The following is a 13,872-nucleotide window of genomic DNA, read 5'->3' on the forward strand; positions in this document are numbered from 1 at the left end:
CACCATGAGCACCACCCCCGCCACCAGCGTCCCCGACTACGCCACCGAATTCGCGGGCAAGACCGCCCTGGTCACCGGCGCCGCCTCCGGAATCGGCCTGGCCACCGCCCGCCGTCTGGGCGCGGGCGGCGCGAACGTCGTCATCGCCGACTACAACGCCGAGGGCGCCGAGAAGGCCGCCGCCGAGCTGAAGGCGGAGGGCATCAAGGCCGCCGCGGTCGCCGTGGACGTCACCGAGCCCGCTTCGGTCGAGGCCGCCGTGCGGTTCGCCGTCGACACCTTCGGCGGGCTGCACCTCGCGGTCAACAACGCGGGCATCGGCGGGGAGAGCAAGCCGACCGGCGAGTACGACATCGATGTCTACAACCGCGTCGTGCGCACGAACCTCGACGGCGTCTTCTACTCGATGCGCTATGAGCTCCCGGTCATCGAGGCCGCGGGCGCGGGCGCCATCGTGAACGTCGCCTCGATCCTCGGCTCCGTCGGCTTCGCCGGCTCCCCCGCCTACGTCGCCGCGAAGCACGGCGTCGTCGGCCTGACCAAGACCGCCGCCGCCGAGTACGCGGCGAAGGGCATCCGCGTGAACGCGGTCGGTCCCGGCTTCATCGACACCCCGCTGCTGCAGAAGATGAACAAGGACGACTACGACGCGCTCGTCTCCCTGCACCCGGCGGGCCGCCTCGGCCACTCCGAGGAGGTCGCCGAGCTGATCGTGTTCCTGCTCTCGGAGCGGGCCTCGTTCGTCCACGGCAGCTACCACCTGGTGGACGGCGCGTACACCGCCCGCTGATCCCCGGGCTCCGCCGGGCCTACGGCTTGGTGAAGGCGGTGAACTCGACGGACCGGGCCCTCGCGACGATCTCCACCTCGTCGCCGAGGGCCCATTCGGCGACCCGGGAGACCATCGCCGCCGGGACGGCGTCGCTGATGCCCTCGGCGGCCGGGATGTCGTACGTCGCGTGCGCGTCGTGCGGCAGGACGACACGGAAGTCCAGCTCGAGGGCGGTCCGCGCGGTCGCGAGGACGCACATCTCGGACTGCACCCCGCAGATCGCGATGTCGTGCACGCCCGCGTCGGCGAGCAACCGCGCGAGTTCCGTCTCCTCGAAGCCGTCGTCGACGGTCTTGCGCAGGACCCGCTCGCCCCGGTCGGTGTCCGCGGGGAGGTGTATCCGCCAGCCGGGAGTGCCGGGTTCGTCGACGGATCCCGGCTCGCCGTCGTTCTGGAGCTGGATCACCAGGGCGCCCGCGGCGCGGGCCCGGGTGATCAGGTCGGTCGTCCGGTCGAGGACGCGCGCCGCGTCGGGCACGGCGCCGTCGCCGGTGACGAAGGCGGACTGCATGTCCACGACGATCAGCGCCTGGACGGGCTTCGTGGGTGCGGGCTGCGCAGGAGGTGCCGGTTGCACGGGGTGTGCCGGTTGCGCGGGGTGCGCCGGTTGCTCACTCATGGGCCACCATTGTGCCGTTCGCCATGATCAGCCGTACGTCGCCCAGGGCCTCCACGTCCTTGAGCGGGTCCCCGTGCACCGCGATCAGGTCGGCGCGGTAGCCCGCGGCCAGCTGCCCGACGTGGTCGCCGATGTGCAGGGCGTCCGCGGCCTCACTGGTCGCCATGTCGATGACGCGGTCGGGCGCCACCCCCAAGTGCTGGTAGAAGCCGAGGCTCTGGGCCAGGCCGTCGCAGCCCGCACGCTGGACTCCCGCGTCCGTTCCCGCGATCAGCCGCGCGCCGCGCTCCGCCATCGTGCGGACCTGGTCGAACATCGCCTTGGCCCGTTCGGCGCCGAAGAACATGGGCAGCATCCGCCAGTTCGGGCTCACGGTGGGGCAGATCCGGATGCCCTTGGCGACGATGGCGTCCAGGACGTCCTCGCGCAGGCCGAGGCCCTTGCGGTTCATCCAGGTGCAGTGCTCGATGGTGTCGACGCCCGCCATCACGGCGGCCACGATCCCCTCGGTGCCGTGCGCGTGGGCGGCGACCGGCAGACCGGCCCGGCGTGCCTCGCGCACGACCACGCGGATCTCGGGGGCGCTGAACTGGGCCTGCCAGGTGGCGGGGCCGCCGCGGGTGAGGCCGCCGCCGGTGGCCATGACCTTGATGACGTCCGCGCCCAGCTCGGCGTTGCGCCGCACCAGCGCGCGGATCTCGCTCTCGCCCTCGACCTCACCGCCCAGGAACCAGCAGTGGCCGCCTTTCACCGTCAGCGGGGTGGTGGCGGCGACGATCCGCGGGCCCGGCACCCGGGACGCGGTGATCGCCTCGCGCAGGCGCAGGGTGAGGCGGCCCCGGTCGCCCAGATCGCGCACCGTGGTGACGCCGCTGCGCAGGAACTGCAGCGCGCGCTCCTCCATCGCCGCCATCAGGGTGGTGTCGCTGTGCGCGTCCAGGACCGCGACGGGGTCCTTGCTCGCGTCGAAGACCAGGTGGACGTGGGCGTCGATGAGTCCGGGAAGCACCGTGGCCCCGGGCAGTGCGTACCACTGCGCCACGCCGCGCGCCAGGGGCTCGACCTCGGCCCTCGCGCCCACGGCGACGATGTCCGCGCCCTCCGTGAGGACGGCGCCGTCCACGACGTGCCGGCCACCTGGCCCGGTCAGAACCCGCCCTGCCGTGATCAGCGTCTGGCTCATCTCTGCCTTTCCCGCAAGGAGTTGGAGGAGCTGGCGGTGATGCCGGCCTCCATCATCCGTCGTGGGAGGGCAGAACGTCCGTCATGTGAGGGGAGAATGTCCCTCGTACGAGGGCGTGGCGGGATGTTCGCGCGGCGTCCCGCGGGTACTCATAGCCCGGGCCGTGTGCCCGCTCAGGACGTGGCAGGACGTGGCAGGACGCCGCAGGGCGTCGCAGGACGGAGGTCAGGGTCTGATGAGCACGGAAGTCACGGTCCTCCTTGTGGCCGGCGCGATCCTGGTGGCCGCGACACTCGCGGTCGCGATCGCGCTGCTCGTACGTCTGGTCCGCGCGCGCCGGGATCTGCGCAGAGCGGGGCTGCCGGTCGAGCGCCAGTGGGTGTTCTGGGGTGCGGTCGCCTATCTCGTCCTGCCGGCCGATCTGCTGCCCGATCCGGTGTTCCTCGACGACATCGGGGTGCTCCTGCTCGCGCTGCGGTCCATGAAGCCGGCGGATTCAGGCTTCGGGAGGCGTGGGGCGCAGTAGGGGGCGGCGCAGGTGCCGGGCTTTGGTGAGCAGGATGTGCATGCGTTCGGTGACCTGGGCGACGTCCTCGACGGGCTCGTCGAAGGCGAGGCGTACGTCCGCCTTACTGCGGGCCTTCTCCAGGCGCAGCGTCAGGGCGTAGCGGTCGATGGCGAGCGGGCGTACGCGCACCACGCCGTGCAGGCTGTCCGCGCACACGAGCCGGGTCAGCTGCTCGACGGCGTCCTCGTGCGCTTCGGCGAGATGGGTGAGCAGGCGCGCCTCGGCCTCGGCGAGGGGGTCGGGGGCGGCCAGCGCGAGTTCGTCGAGGTCGATGCCGATGCGGCCGCCCGCGGAGTCGTGCAGCACGGCGCAGGTCGGCGCGAAGATGAATCCCTCCCCGTCGGGTACCAGTGAACCCGAGAGCCACAGGCGGGCCCGGACGCGGTCCCTGACCGGCACGGGGGCGACGTCGGCGAACTCCACCAGGGTGGAGGGTTCGCCGCGCGGCGCGCAGATCATCGCGGTGGCAAGCGCGCTGTCGGGGGGCGGGGTCAGCAGGAGGATGCCCTCCGGCGTGACGCTGTGCGCGCCGACGAGTTCATCCCTGCCGATCTCCGTGGTCACCGCGCAGGACCACGCGGTGGTGAGCAGCGAGCGAGCGCGTGCCGCTGCGGTGGGCACGGACGTGCTGGCGTGACGGACACCCATCCTTGAACCTCCATTAGGTAAGCCTTGCCTAACTTATCGGAGATCGCGGAGCAGGGCCAGTACGGAGAAGGCCCCGCGCGGCGAATCGCGCGGGGCCGGGGAGACCGGTCGGATCTTTCGGACGGCCACCGGACAGGTGCCCGGTCCCGTACGTCAGTTGATGTCCCCCATGTCGGACGGCGGGGTCGGTGCGGTCAGTGACCGCGGGCGATCCACTCCTCCAGGTGCGGGGCCTCCGCGCCCACGGTCGTGCTGTCGCCGTGCCCGGTGCGCACCGACGTCTCGGGCGGCAGCGTCAGGAGCCGGTCCCTGATCGAGTCGACGATCGTCGGGAAGTCGCTGAACGACCGCCCCGTCGCACCGGGACCGCCCGCGAAGAGGGTGTCCCCGGTGAAGACCGTGGACAGCGCGGGAGCGTAGAGGCTCACGGCACCATGGCAGTGTCCCGGGGTGTGCAGGACCTGCAACCGCGTGCCCGCCACCGTCAGTTCCTGCCCGTCGGCCAGCTCGCCGTCGGGGGCGCGGTCGGGGTGGGTCTGCTTCCACAGCTCCGCGTCGGCGGGGTGCAGCAGGATCGGCGCGCCGGTGCGGTCGGCGAGCGCGGGGGCCGCGTCGATGTGGTCGTCGTGGGCGTGCGTGCACACGATCGCGACGACCCGGCGCTCCCCGACGGCGGCCGCGATGGCGTCCGCGTCGTGCGCCGCGTCGATGACGACGACCTCGCTGTCGTCTCCCACGATCCATACGTTGTTGTCGACGTCCCAGGTGCCTCCGTCCAGGGAGAACGTGCCCGAGGTGACCAGGTGATCGATGCGCGCCGCCATCAGAAGACCACCACCGAACGCAGGACATCGCCGTGATGCATCCGCTCGAACGCCTTCTCCACGTCGGCCAGCTCGATGGTCTCTGTGACGAACGCGTCCAGGTCCAGGCGCCCCTGCTGGTAGAGGTCGATGAGCATCGGGAAGTCGCGCGAGGGCAGGCAGTCGCCGTACCAGCTCGACTTGAGCGCGCCGCCGCGTCCGAAGACGTCCAGGAGCGGCAGATCGATGCGCATGTCCGGTGTCGGCACCCCGACCAGGACGACCGTGCCCGCCAGGTCGCGGGCGTAGAAGGCCTGCTCGTACGTCTCGGGGCGGCCGACCGCCTCGATGACGACGTCGGCTCCGTTGCCGTCGGTCAGCTCGCGGACCGCCTCGATCGGGTCCGCCGAACGGGAGTTGACGGTGTGCGTGGCGCCGAGGCTCTTGGCCGTCTCGAGCTTCTTGTCGTCGATGTCGACGGCGATGACCTTCGCGGCTCCGGCGAGCCGCGCGCCCACGACCGCCGCGTTGCCGACACCGCCGCAGCCGATGACGGCGACCGAGTCGCCGCGGCCGACGTTGCCGGTGTTGATGGCGGCGCCGATTCCGGCCATGACCCCGCAGCCGAGGAGACCCGCGGCGGCGGGCGACGCGGCCGGGTCGACCTTGGTGCACTGCCCCGCGGCGACCAGGGTCTTCTCCGCGAAGGCCCCGATGCCGAGCGCGGGCGAGAGCTCGGTGCCGTCCGTGAGAGTCATCTTCTGCTTCGCGTTGTGCGTGTCGAAGCAGTACTGGGGGCGTCCGCGCTTGCACGCGCGGCACTGTCCGCACACCGCACGCCAGTTGAGGATCACGTAGTCGCCGGGCGCGACGTCCGTGACACCCTCACCGACCGACTCGACGACACCCGCCGCCTCGTGACCGAGGAGGAAGGGGAAGTCGTCGTTGATGCCGCCCTCGCGGTAGTGCAGATCGGTATGACAGACCCCGCACGCCTGCACCTGCACCACGGCTTCGCCTGGTCCCGGGTCCGGCACGACGATCGTCTCGATCCGTACCGGCTCGCCCTTCGCGCGCGCGACCACGCCCTGCACCTGCTGCGCCATGAGGTCAGCCCTTCTTTCTTCCGGCGTTAAATGCCCGTCCGGCATCACATGGTTCCTCCCGCATCCTCACAGACCGGGCCCGTCCGCGACGACCCCGGACGCACGAGTTCCGATCATCGGTTCCCGCCGATCCCGATCTGCGGGGCCCTAGGGTGGGCGCGTGCGCGATCTCGCTGCTCAGGCCCTGCTGCCGGTCAACGCGACGCTCGGCGTGGCGCTGCTGGTCCTGCTGCTCGTCGCGGCCACGACGGCCGCCGTGTTCCGCCTCTCCCCCGACGGCTCGTACGGCAGGGCGCGGGAGATGTGCGTGGCCGGGCTGCGGGCCGCCGTGCAGCTGGGTGCCGTGTCCCTGGTGATCGGCTGGGTGATCCACCACATCGCGGCCCTCTTCGCCTTCCTGCTCCTCATGGTCGCCGTCGCCGCGCGCACCGCGGGGCGGCGCATCACCGCCAACGGCAGCTGGTGGTGGGCGGCGGTGCCGATCGCGGGCCCGGTCGTGCCGGTGGTCGCCTGCCTGACCCTGGCCGGGCTGCTCCCGGTGCGCGGCATCGCCATGATTCCGGTGAGCGGCATCCTGATCGGCGGGGCCCTGACGGCGACGGTGCTCGGCGGGCGCCGGGCGCTCGACGAACTCCACTCCCGCAAGGGCGAGTTCGAGGCGGGCCTGGCCCTCGGGCTGCTCGAGAGGGACGCCCGCCTGGAGGTGATCCGCCCCGCCGCGTCGGACGCCCTGCTGCCCGGCCTCGACCAGACCCGCACGGTGGGCCTGGTCACGCTGCCCGGAGCCTTCGTCGGCATGCTCCTGGGCGGGGCCTCTCCGCTGCTCGCGGGCGCGGTGCAGCTGTTCGTCCTGATCGCTCTCATGGCGGTGCAGGCGATCGCGGTGGCCACGACCGTCGAGCTGGTCGCCTGCGGACGCCTGAACCGCACGGGACCAGAGTGAGCGGCGGGGCTGTGTGCGCGTAGGCTCCGAATCATGTCTGTCTACGAGAATGCAGAGATCGGCGCCCTCCAGGGCGGCTCGGCCGACCTGGGCCAGTACCAGGGCAAGGCCGTCCTCATCGTCAATGTCGCCTCCAAGTGCGGCCTCACCCCCCAGTACGCGGGGCTCGAGCGCCTGCACGAGCAGTACGCGGACCGCGGTTTCACCGTCCTCGGCGTGCCCTGCAACCAGTTCATGGGCCAGGAGCCGGGTACGTCGCAGGAGATCGCGGAGTTCTGCTCGGCGACGTACGGCGTGACGTTCCCGATGACCGAGAAGGTCGACGTGAACGGCGACGACCGGCACGCCCTGTACAAGAACCTCGTGGGCACGGCGGACGCCGAGGGCCACACCGGCGACATCCGGTGGAACTTCGAGGAATTCCCGACTTTTTAATGTCATTACCCTGCCGGTCAGCGGCAGTTGGTTCTAGCGTCGCCGCATGGCACCGCGCATTCTGGACAGTTACGCCCGCGAGTCGGCTGCTGGCGACAGACGCAACACCTCGATCCTCGGCCAGCACGAGATCAACGTCAGGCGTATCGGGGAACTGGGCGCCCAGCTGGGCGAACGCCTGGACGACAAGGGCAAGTCCGCCTGGAAGCCGAACGTCGTACGCCACGACTGGGACCGGCTGATCACACGCCTGGAATCCGGCGAGTGCGACGGCGCCGTGATCTTCGACATGGAACGGCTGCTGCGCACCGTCGAAGATGCTTTCCGCATCGTCTCCGCGGTCAAGCAAGTGCGCGAGAACAGCGGCCGGACCGCCCTGATCTACGACAGTGACGGCGAGTTCGACGTCACCACGCCGTCCGGCGAGAAAGCCTTTTACGACGCGGCCGTGGCCGCCCAGTATTACAGCGCCCGGCTCAGCACCCGCGTCCGGCGCGGCAACCGCCAGAAGGCCGCCCGCGGCGAGGGGCGCCGGGGACGCTACCGCCCCAGCGGCTTCGAAGAGGACGGGCGCACGGTGCGCGAGAGCGAGCGTGCGCCGCTGAACAGGGCGCTGGATCTGGCCATGCAGCCCGGCGCGAAGTGGGAAGACGTCTGCGACGACGCCACGCGCCGCGGCTTCTACTCTCCCGCCCAGGACCACACGGCCGAATGCCGGGAGCTGCGCGACGGTCTGGTCGGGGTGAAGTACAAGCAGTACGCGTGCGACTGCCCGCAGCTGCCGTGGTCGCCCGTCTCGCTGCGCTCCGCGCTGCTGGCGCCGCGCATGGCGGGCTACGTGAAGCTGGGGCCGAAGCTGATCCTGGGCAGGATGCCCGGCGAGCCGATCATCGAACCGACCAAGTGGCAGGCGTTCAACGCTCTGGTGCAATCGCGCCGCGGGCGCCCGCCGGCCGATCGCTACCTGTGCACCAAGAAGGATTCTCCGGTGCGCTGCGGTGACTGCGGCGGGCAGTTGACCGGGAACGCGGCCTCACGCGAGGCGACGTACGAGGACGGCACCCTGCGGTACGTCTACAGCTGCTGGAAGACCGACAAGGTCCCCGGCTGCGGCAAGGTGATCGCCGACTGGCGCACGCTGGACGCGACCGTCTCCGCCCTGGTCGTCGACCGGCTGTCCACGCCCCGCCAGCTCGCCCAGATCGAGCGCATCCGCCGGGAGCGCCAGGAGCAGCGGGCGCCGCACGAAACGAAGATTGCCGCCCTGGAAGAGCTTGAGGCGTACTGGGACCAGCGGCTGCACGAAGGCAAGGTCTCTCCCCAGAAGCACGGGGCGATGGTCGACGACCTGCACGCCAAGATCGAGCACGAACAGGCCAAGCTGACCAGGCTCGATCTCGCGCCGGTGCCCCCGGAACTGAAGCAGGAGTCCGTCGACCACATCCGGACCGAGTGGACCACCGCGACAATGCCCGTGAAGCGCGAGCGGCTGCGCCAGGCCTATCAGGGCTTCCAGATTCTCGTGCAGCCCGGCAGCTCCCTGGAGAGGGACATCAGGCACCGGATCTCCGTCAGGCCGATTCTGCAAGGCCGGTGAACTGCTCCGCGTCGTACGTGGATGCCACGTCATCCATGGCTTCCTCCGACATGGGCGGCAGGTCGGCGTTCATCTCATGGGCCCAGGACAGGTAGTCGTCGGCTATCGGCGATGACACAGCATCCCCCCTGAATTGGCCGTAATCGGCACCGACGGCTGTCACTTCTGCTCGGCTGTGCGCCCAAAGCGCCCTGAGCTAAAGGAAGTTAACGAAATAAATACGGGCGGACGGGGTTGGGCAAGCCAATGCACGGCTAGCCTTAAGCCACTAGCCCAAGCTTTACCGTCCGTGATCCGCCATGCTCACACTGTGCGCATGGCCAAGATCGTGCGTTTGATCCGGCAGATGTGCCGGATGGTGGTGCAGTGAAGGAGCTGTGCAGCTATGGTCAACTCCGCAACGCCGCCAGATGTCTGAACCACCACGATGATGATCCTTGACCCTGACCGGGAGGATCGCTTGCCACCTGCACAGCCGCAGCGCCGCAGAGGACGCCCGCACGAAGACCCTTTTCTGTGCAGCGGCCGTGACTCGCCGATACGGTGCGCGGCCTGCAAGGGGCACTTCACCGCAGCAGCCCATCCGCGCGGCAAGACCTACGGGGACGGCAGCGTCCGCCGCCATTACCTTTCGGCCACCTACGGCGGCGGTTGCGGGAAGACGATCGCGGACCAGCGGATTCTGGACAGAGCCATTTCCGCGATGACGCTGAAGAGGCTGACCGATCCGCAGCAGCTCGCCCTTATCCGGAAAATCCAGGCCGACCACCGCGCACTGCGCGAGCCGCACGAAGCGGAGATTTCCCGGCGCGAGGATCTGCGCGCCTACTGGGACAAGCGGCTGGACCGCGGCGTCATCACCATCGCCCAGCATGACGAGGCAGTGCGCGAACTGGACGCGGCGATCGTTTCCGAACGCCGGCGCCTGGCGCAGTTGGACACCATCCCGGTCCCCGATCTCGACGACAAGATCATCGGGCAGATCATCACCGGCTGGGCGTCCGCCTCGCCGATCGAGCGGTACCGCGACCTGCGGCGGGTGTGGCGCGGCTTTCAGATCTTCGTTGCGCCCGGATCGTCCACTGACAGCGAAGAGGAAGTCCGGCGCCGGATCTCCCGGCCTAGGCCGATTCCGTCCAGCGCGTGACCGGGGGCTCTCCCGCGACCAGATCGCGGATGCTCTCCAGATCCTCGATGTCTCCGCAGTCCATCGGCGGCAGGCCGCTGACCATCTCGCTCGCCCATGCCTGATTCTCGTCTTCGGCCCCGGTCCGCACGGCGCTCCCTTCGGCTGCTTCTTCACGGACGACGGGCGGCGGGGTCTGGGCTGCCCTGCGCAGCGGGTGCGCTTCGTGCCCCGGATTCCATCGAAGGACACGGCGGGCCGTCTCCGGGGCGTTTGGCGTACACACGCCACAGACGCAGCTTCCGTGAGGAAACCGGGGTGCCCGTGGCGTGTGTACGTCGCTTTCGCTTGTGCTACCTAGAATTTGATCTCCGGCTGGGGCCTTCCGCCTGATCGCGGCGCCTGCGGGTTCCAGCCGCACACGCAGCTCTCCAGGGCCCGGTCCTAGTGGTACCGGCTGGCCCTCCCGGTGATTTCGTCCGGGTCGTGTATGGCCTGCGACCAGTCCTGGCTTGGCCGGGTCTTAGCCGACCGCCCTTGAACGGATCTTTTGTGACCTCGCCGGCGAGTGAAGCAATTAACTACTGCCGGTGAGGTGGTCCATATTGCTCCGTGTCCTCCAAGTGTCAACAAGTACCGCGATGTCCACTTCATGATTTTCTTCTCCTGCCTTGATGACACCTGCGTCAGCAGTGCCGAAACGAAGGACGGAGCCGCTGGGGAAGCGGCTCCGCGAGGGGGTACCGGACACCGGCCCGGCGCAAGGCCCGGCCTTTGGTGAGGTGCACATATGCCATGCGCACCGGCACAAAGACGAGTCAACTGCGAAGGAGGGGTGACCGAAACGGCCCGTGCGCACAGGACGAGCGCACTCCGTTCACACCCCGTGCGAAGGAAATGGGGGGATGAGAAACCCCTACGGCAGATGACTGCGTCCCCGCTCCCCCGACGGGGGGAACGAGGACACGACGGTCTTCCAACTGACAGACAGCGGCGGGCATCGGGGGTCTCCCGCCGCTGTCCGGTCTAGGGGGCATGCTCCCGCACGTAGCGCACGAAGCCGTGACTGCCCTCGGGATGCTCGGACAGCGGCATGATCCCGAGCAGACGGCGGCACGGCGGGCAGAGGTAGACGACGCGTCCGCCCGCGCTCGCCGCGTGCTCCAGGGCGACGGCGACCGGATCGGCCGTGTCCCGGTCGCACTCGCGGCAGATGGCGGTCATCGCGCGGCCCTGCGGCCGTGAGAGCAGTCGTGGGCGCAGCGGTACACGAAGAGCGGCGGCTCGGCAGGGCGCTTCCCGCTCCGGTACACCGGCACCTCGTTGCCGGGGCACAGCGTGCACTCGCCCAACTGGCACTGAGGAGAGAGGTCTTCGGTCCTGACCCTCGCCTTCGCCGTCTTCATACCGCCCGCACCTGCTCCCGTTCACCGGCCGGGCGGACGCGAGCAGGGTCGGCATCCCACTCGCGTCCGCCGTCCGGGGGCCGCAGCTGGACGTACGGCCCTTCGTGCCCCATCACGCGCCCGGTCCTGTTGCGCTCCGTGTCGACGACCAGTGCGCCGGTCTCCCATTCAGCCGTCATCCCCGCGGCCTCCTTGCCTGATCACATCTGCCAGTCGTATGGCCACATCGGCGCGGACGCTGCCGAGGATCACCAGGCCGTAGTCAGGTGATCCGTGATCGGCCCCCAGCGACGGCAGGACGATGCCCGCATCGCTCAGGGCCGCGCGCAGGGACTCGGTCGCCGTGTATGGACTCACCGGCGGCTCGGGCTTGGGTCGTGTGGCCATGACCAGGACGTTAGGGACAGCCGCAGGGGTCCCGCGACGCGATATGCGCGATTATGCGCGGGAGTTGGCTTGAAATGCAGCAGTATGCGAGCCGGATGCGCGCCACTGTGTACCGCAGGGGCACAGCCCCGGCAAAGCTGGTCGGATCACCGTCCAGCGAAGGGAACGGCCATGAGGCGACTGCGCTTCGACGGCACGGGCAGCGGCGTCAACGGATGCCCCGCCGTCCACACCGACACCGAATCCGGGGAGGTCATCGTTCACGGGCCGCCGCTGACGAACCCGGATGACCTCGCCCAGCTCCGTCATCTCGGGGCCGGCGAGACAGCGATCATCGTTCCGCCTGAGCTTCTGGTGGACTTCGGCCCCAAGGAGGTACAGCGCGTGCCGGACATCATCGATCTCGCCGATTTCGACCGGCTGTTCACGCAGTTCGAGCACACCGCGTGGCGCCTGGAGACGCGGCGCCGCTACGCCAGCGACGAGGCGACGGAGACCTATGCCCAGTTCCTCGCCGGGCATCCCGTCGACTGGACGGGCGTCGATGCCGCCTGGTGCCGGGAGCGCAGCGAGCAGGTCGCGCTGGGCAAGACGTTCAGCCGCGTACGGATCATCGACAGCCCGCCCACGCCCGGCCAGCTCTACTTGCTCGACAACGCGCGGCGGAACTCAGCGGTGGGCGAGTCCATCCGCAATCTGTGGCGGCGCGACGCCGACCACCTGCCCGCAGAGGATTTCTGGATCTTCGATTCCCGGCTGGTCGCCCTGCTCAACTTCGACGATGACGACCAGCTCGTGGATGTCGAGCTGATTACCGAACCGGTGGCAGTGAATCGGTATGCCCAGGTGCGGGACGCGGCGATGCACCATGCCGTCCCCTTCGAGCTGGTCGCGGCACAGGTGGCCGCGGCGGACTGACGGAAGCTGAGACGTGACGGCCGACTACCAGCAGGCACGCGAAGCGCTCGGACTGCGACTGCGGGAACTGCGTATCAACGCCCCTGGTGGTCGGCTCACCGGCCCGCAACTTGCCGCCCGTACCGGATGGGCGCAGTCGAAGATCAGCCGCCTGGAGCGCGGCCAGCAGACCGCCACGGCCGAAGACCTCGAAGCCTTCGCCAAGGGCTGCGGCTCGCCGGAAGCCGCCGGTGAACTCCAGGAGATGCTGCGCGGGGTCGAGTCGCGCGTGCGGCCCTGGCGCCGCCAGCTCGCGGGCGGGCACCGGGCCGTACAGAACGCCCACAACGCGGAGCACGCCGCCGCCTCGCTCTTCCGCGGCTGGGAACCGGCCATGGTCATGGGCATCTTGCAGACCCCGGACTACGCCCGCTCCGTCTTCACCCGCTATGCGGAACTCCAGCGCTCGCCGCAGGACACCGACGCCGCGGTGCGCTCGCGCATGAAGCGGCAGGAAGCCCTCTACGACCCCTCGAAGAGGTTCCACATCATCATGTGGGAGTCGGCCCTCAGGGCCCTGGTCTGCCCGCCCTCGGTACTGCTGTCGCAGATGGACCGGCTGCACGGTGCCATCGGGATGGATACGGTCGAGCTGGGGATCATCCCGCTCGCCGCCTCCCTGAAGATCCCGGCAGCCACCGGCTTCTGGGTCTACGACGACCGCAAGGTGGTGGTGGAGACCTGGCATGCGGAGCTGTGGATCGACGACACCCCGAGCGTGCGCACCTACCTGCGTACCTGGAACGTGCTGCGCGAGTCCGCCGTGTACGGCGCCGACGCCCACAACATCATCAACGCGGCGCGGCGGGCGCTCACCACCCGCTGACATCCCGCGACGGCACCCTTGCGGCCAGCTCGCACAGCAGACGCTGCACCTGCTCGCCCCACTCCCCCTCGCGCGCCTCGGTGTGCGCCAGGACGTCGATGACGTCGTGCGCTTCGTCCAGGGTCAGCAGCGGCAGCCGCGTCTCTTGATCCATGCCGGGCACCGTAGCGCCGGGCGCCGGGGAACTGGTGTGCCTGTGGACAGAGCTACGCCGGGCGGTAGGCGCGCGAGCGCAGCCCCGTGCGGACCACCTCGCCGCGCGCCTCCATCCTGCGCAGCTGGTAGTGCACGGCGCTCTTGCTGGACAGGCCCACCGCCCGGCCGATCTCGGCCAGGGTCGGGGGCTCGCCGTGCGCGGATACCCACTGGCGGATGCACCGGAGGATCTGCTCCTGGCGCTCGGTCTGGTAGTCGACGATGTACATGCAAGCCAGTA

At 69.8% G+C, this 13,872-nt stretch carries 19 protein-coding genes and 1 pseudogene; 8 read left to right on the forward strand and 12 right to left on the reverse strand.

Going from position 1 to position 13,872, the window contains the following annotated elements:
• The first annotated feature begins 4 nt into the window (after positions 1 to 4).
• Positions 5 to 790, forward strand: coding sequence for an SDR family NAD(P)-dependent oxidoreductase (locus ABZ906_RS11200; RefSeq protein ID WP_361183071.1), 786 nt, complete (start codon positions 5 to 7; stop codon positions 788 to 790).
• Positions 791 to 809: 19 nt separating this feature from the next.
• On the opposite strand, the gene ABZ906_RS11205 is transcribed toward ABZ906_RS11200, so the two are convergent.
• Together ABZ906_RS11205 and ABZ906_RS11210 are read right to left on the reverse strand one after the other, a co-directional pair.
• Positions 810 to 1,451, reverse strand: coding sequence for an isochorismatase family protein (locus ABZ906_RS11205; RefSeq protein WP_361380364.1), 642 nt, complete (start codon positions 1,449 to 1,451; stop codon positions 810 to 812).
• On the reverse strand, positions 1,444 to 2,634 hold the full coding sequence (locus ABZ906_RS11210) for an amidohydrolase family protein (RefSeq protein ID WP_361380367.1): 1,191 nt from the start codon (positions 2,632 to 2,634) through the stop codon (positions 1,444 to 1,446). The genes ABZ906_RS11205 and ABZ906_RS11210 overlap by 8 nt, the downstream gene beginning before the upstream one ends.
• 235 nt (positions 2,635 to 2,869) lie before the next feature.
• Between ABZ906_RS11210 and ABZ906_RS11215 the strand changes: the two genes are divergently transcribed.
• Positions 2,870 to 3,160 carry a YkvA family protein gene (locus ABZ906_RS11215; RefSeq protein ID WP_361380370.1) on the forward strand — a complete coding sequence of 97 codons (291 nt, stop codon included), beginning with the start codon at positions 2,870 to 2,872 and terminating at the stop codon, positions 3,158 to 3,160.
• Here the strand turns inward: ABZ906_RS11215 and ABZ906_RS11220 are convergent.
• The 3 genes from ABZ906_RS11220 to ABZ906_RS11230 form a co-directional block, all read right to left on the reverse strand.
• Entirely contained in the window at positions 3,131 to 3,850 is a 720-nt protein-coding gene (locus ABZ906_RS11220) for a DUF2470 domain-containing protein (protein ID WP_361380372.1), read from the reverse strand. The genes ABZ906_RS11215 and ABZ906_RS11220 overlap by 30 nt on opposite strands.
• Before the next feature lie 194 nt (positions 3,851 to 4,044).
• Positions 4,045 to 4,674: an MBL fold metallo-hydrolase gene (locus tag ABZ906_RS11225; RefSeq protein ID WP_361380375.1), complete on the reverse strand. Its 630-nt coding sequence runs from the start codon at positions 4,672 to 4,674 to the stop codon at positions 4,045 to 4,047.
• Positions 4,674 to 5,759 carry an S-(hydroxymethyl)mycothiol dehydrogenase gene (locus ABZ906_RS11230; RefSeq protein ID WP_361380378.1) on the reverse strand — a complete coding sequence of 362 codons (1,086 nt, stop codon included), beginning with the start codon at positions 5,757 to 5,759 and terminating at the stop codon, positions 4,674 to 4,676. Before ABZ906_RS11230 ends, ABZ906_RS11225 begins: the two co-directional genes overlap by 1 nt.
• 160 nt (positions 5,760 to 5,919) lie before the next feature.
• Here ABZ906_RS11230 and ABZ906_RS11235 point away from each other — a divergent pair, with 160 nt between their 5' ends.
• The 3 genes and pseudogenes from ABZ906_RS11235 to ABZ906_RS11245 all read left to right on the forward strand — a co-directional run bounded on the left by ABZ906_RS11235 (position 5,920) and on the right by ABZ906_RS11245 (position 8,734).
• Entirely contained in the window at positions 5,920 to 6,702 is a 783-nt protein-coding gene (locus ABZ906_RS11235; RefSeq protein ID WP_361380381.1) for an ABC transporter permease, read from the forward strand.
• A gap of 33 nt (positions 6,703 to 6,735) precedes the next feature.
• A pseudogene (locus ABZ906_RS11240) lies at positions 6,736 to 7,125 on the forward strand (glutathione peroxidase); the annotation flags it as partial.
• A 58-nt stretch (positions 7,126 to 7,183) separates the two neighbouring features.
• A complete protein-coding gene (locus tag ABZ906_RS11245) occupies positions 7,184 to 8,734 on the forward strand; it encodes a recombinase family protein (protein WP_361380384.1) in 1,551 nt (516 codons plus the stop codon).
• Here the strand turns inward: ABZ906_RS11245 and ABZ906_RS11250 are convergent.
• A complete protein-coding gene (locus tag ABZ906_RS11250; protein WP_361380387.1) occupies positions 8,709 to 8,852 on the reverse strand; it encodes a hypothetical protein in 144 nt (47 codons plus the stop codon). The two genes, ABZ906_RS11245 and ABZ906_RS11250, sit on opposite strands and share 26 nt — an antisense overlap.
• Positions 8,853 to 9,161: 309 nt before the next feature.
• Between ABZ906_RS11250 and ABZ906_RS11255 the strand changes: the two genes are divergently transcribed.
• Positions 9,162 to 9,881: a hypothetical protein gene (locus tag ABZ906_RS11255; RefSeq protein ID WP_361380390.1), complete on the forward strand. Its 720-nt coding sequence runs from the start codon at positions 9,162 to 9,164 to the stop codon at positions 9,879 to 9,881.
• Here the strand turns inward: ABZ906_RS11255 and ABZ906_RS11260 are convergent.
• From ABZ906_RS11260 to ABZ906_RS11275, 4 genes are all read right to left on the reverse strand, one after another.
• On the reverse strand, positions 9,856 to 10,011 hold the full coding sequence (locus ABZ906_RS11260; protein ID WP_361380393.1) for a hypothetical protein: 156 nt from the start codon (positions 10,009 to 10,011) through the stop codon (positions 9,856 to 9,858). The genes ABZ906_RS11255 and ABZ906_RS11260 overlap by 26 nt on opposite strands.
• A gap of 875 nt (positions 10,012 to 10,886) precedes the next feature.
• Positions 10,887 to 11,084: a hypothetical protein gene (locus tag ABZ906_RS11265; protein WP_361380396.1), complete on the reverse strand. Its 198-nt coding sequence runs from the start codon at positions 11,082 to 11,084 to the stop codon at positions 10,887 to 10,889.
• Between the two features lie 178 nt (positions 11,085 to 11,262).
• Positions 11,263 to 11,445, reverse strand: a complete 183-nt coding sequence (locus tag ABZ906_RS11270; protein WP_361380399.1) for a hypothetical protein — start codon at positions 11,443 to 11,445, stop codon at positions 11,263 to 11,265.
• Positions 11,435 to 11,653 (reverse strand): hypothetical protein, encoded by a 219-nt coding sequence (locus ABZ906_RS11275; protein WP_361380402.1) that lies wholly within the window; start codon positions 11,651 to 11,653, stop codon positions 11,435 to 11,437. Before ABZ906_RS11275 ends, ABZ906_RS11270 begins: the two co-directional genes overlap by 11 nt.
• A 171-nt stretch (positions 11,654 to 11,824) precedes the next feature.
• On the opposite strand from ABZ906_RS11275, the gene ABZ906_RS11280 reads away from it, so the two are divergent.
• Both ABZ906_RS11280 and ABZ906_RS11285 read left to right on the forward strand, forming a co-directional pair.
• Positions 11,825 to 12,571 (forward strand): DUF6879 family protein, encoded by a 747-nt coding sequence (locus tag ABZ906_RS11280; protein WP_361380405.1) that lies wholly within the window; start codon positions 11,825 to 11,827, stop codon positions 12,569 to 12,571.
• Positions 12,572 to 12,584: 13 nt separating this feature from the next.
• Positions 12,585 to 13,436, forward strand: a complete 852-nt coding sequence (locus ABZ906_RS11285) for a helix-turn-helix transcriptional regulator (RefSeq protein WP_361380408.1) — start codon at positions 12,585 to 12,587, stop codon at positions 13,434 to 13,436.
• Here ABZ906_RS11285 and ABZ906_RS11290 read toward each other — a convergent pair.
• Complete coding sequence (locus ABZ906_RS11290) at positions 13,423 to 13,590, reverse strand: hypothetical protein (protein WP_361380411.1); 168 nt, start codon at positions 13,588 to 13,590, stop codon at positions 13,423 to 13,425. The genes ABZ906_RS11285 and ABZ906_RS11290 overlap by 14 nt on opposite strands.
• 52 nt (positions 13,591 to 13,642) lie before the next feature.
• Positions 13,643 to 13,861: a MarR family transcriptional regulator gene (locus ABZ906_RS11295; protein ID WP_361380414.1), complete on the reverse strand. Its 219-nt coding sequence runs from the start codon at positions 13,859 to 13,861 to the stop codon at positions 13,643 to 13,645.
• Between the last annotated feature and the right edge of the window lie 11 nt (positions 13,862 to 13,872).

Source organism: Streptomyces sp. NPDC046925 (assembly GCF_040644915.1).
GTDB lineage: Bacteria > Actinomycetota > Actinomycetes > Streptomycetales > Streptomycetaceae > Streptomyces.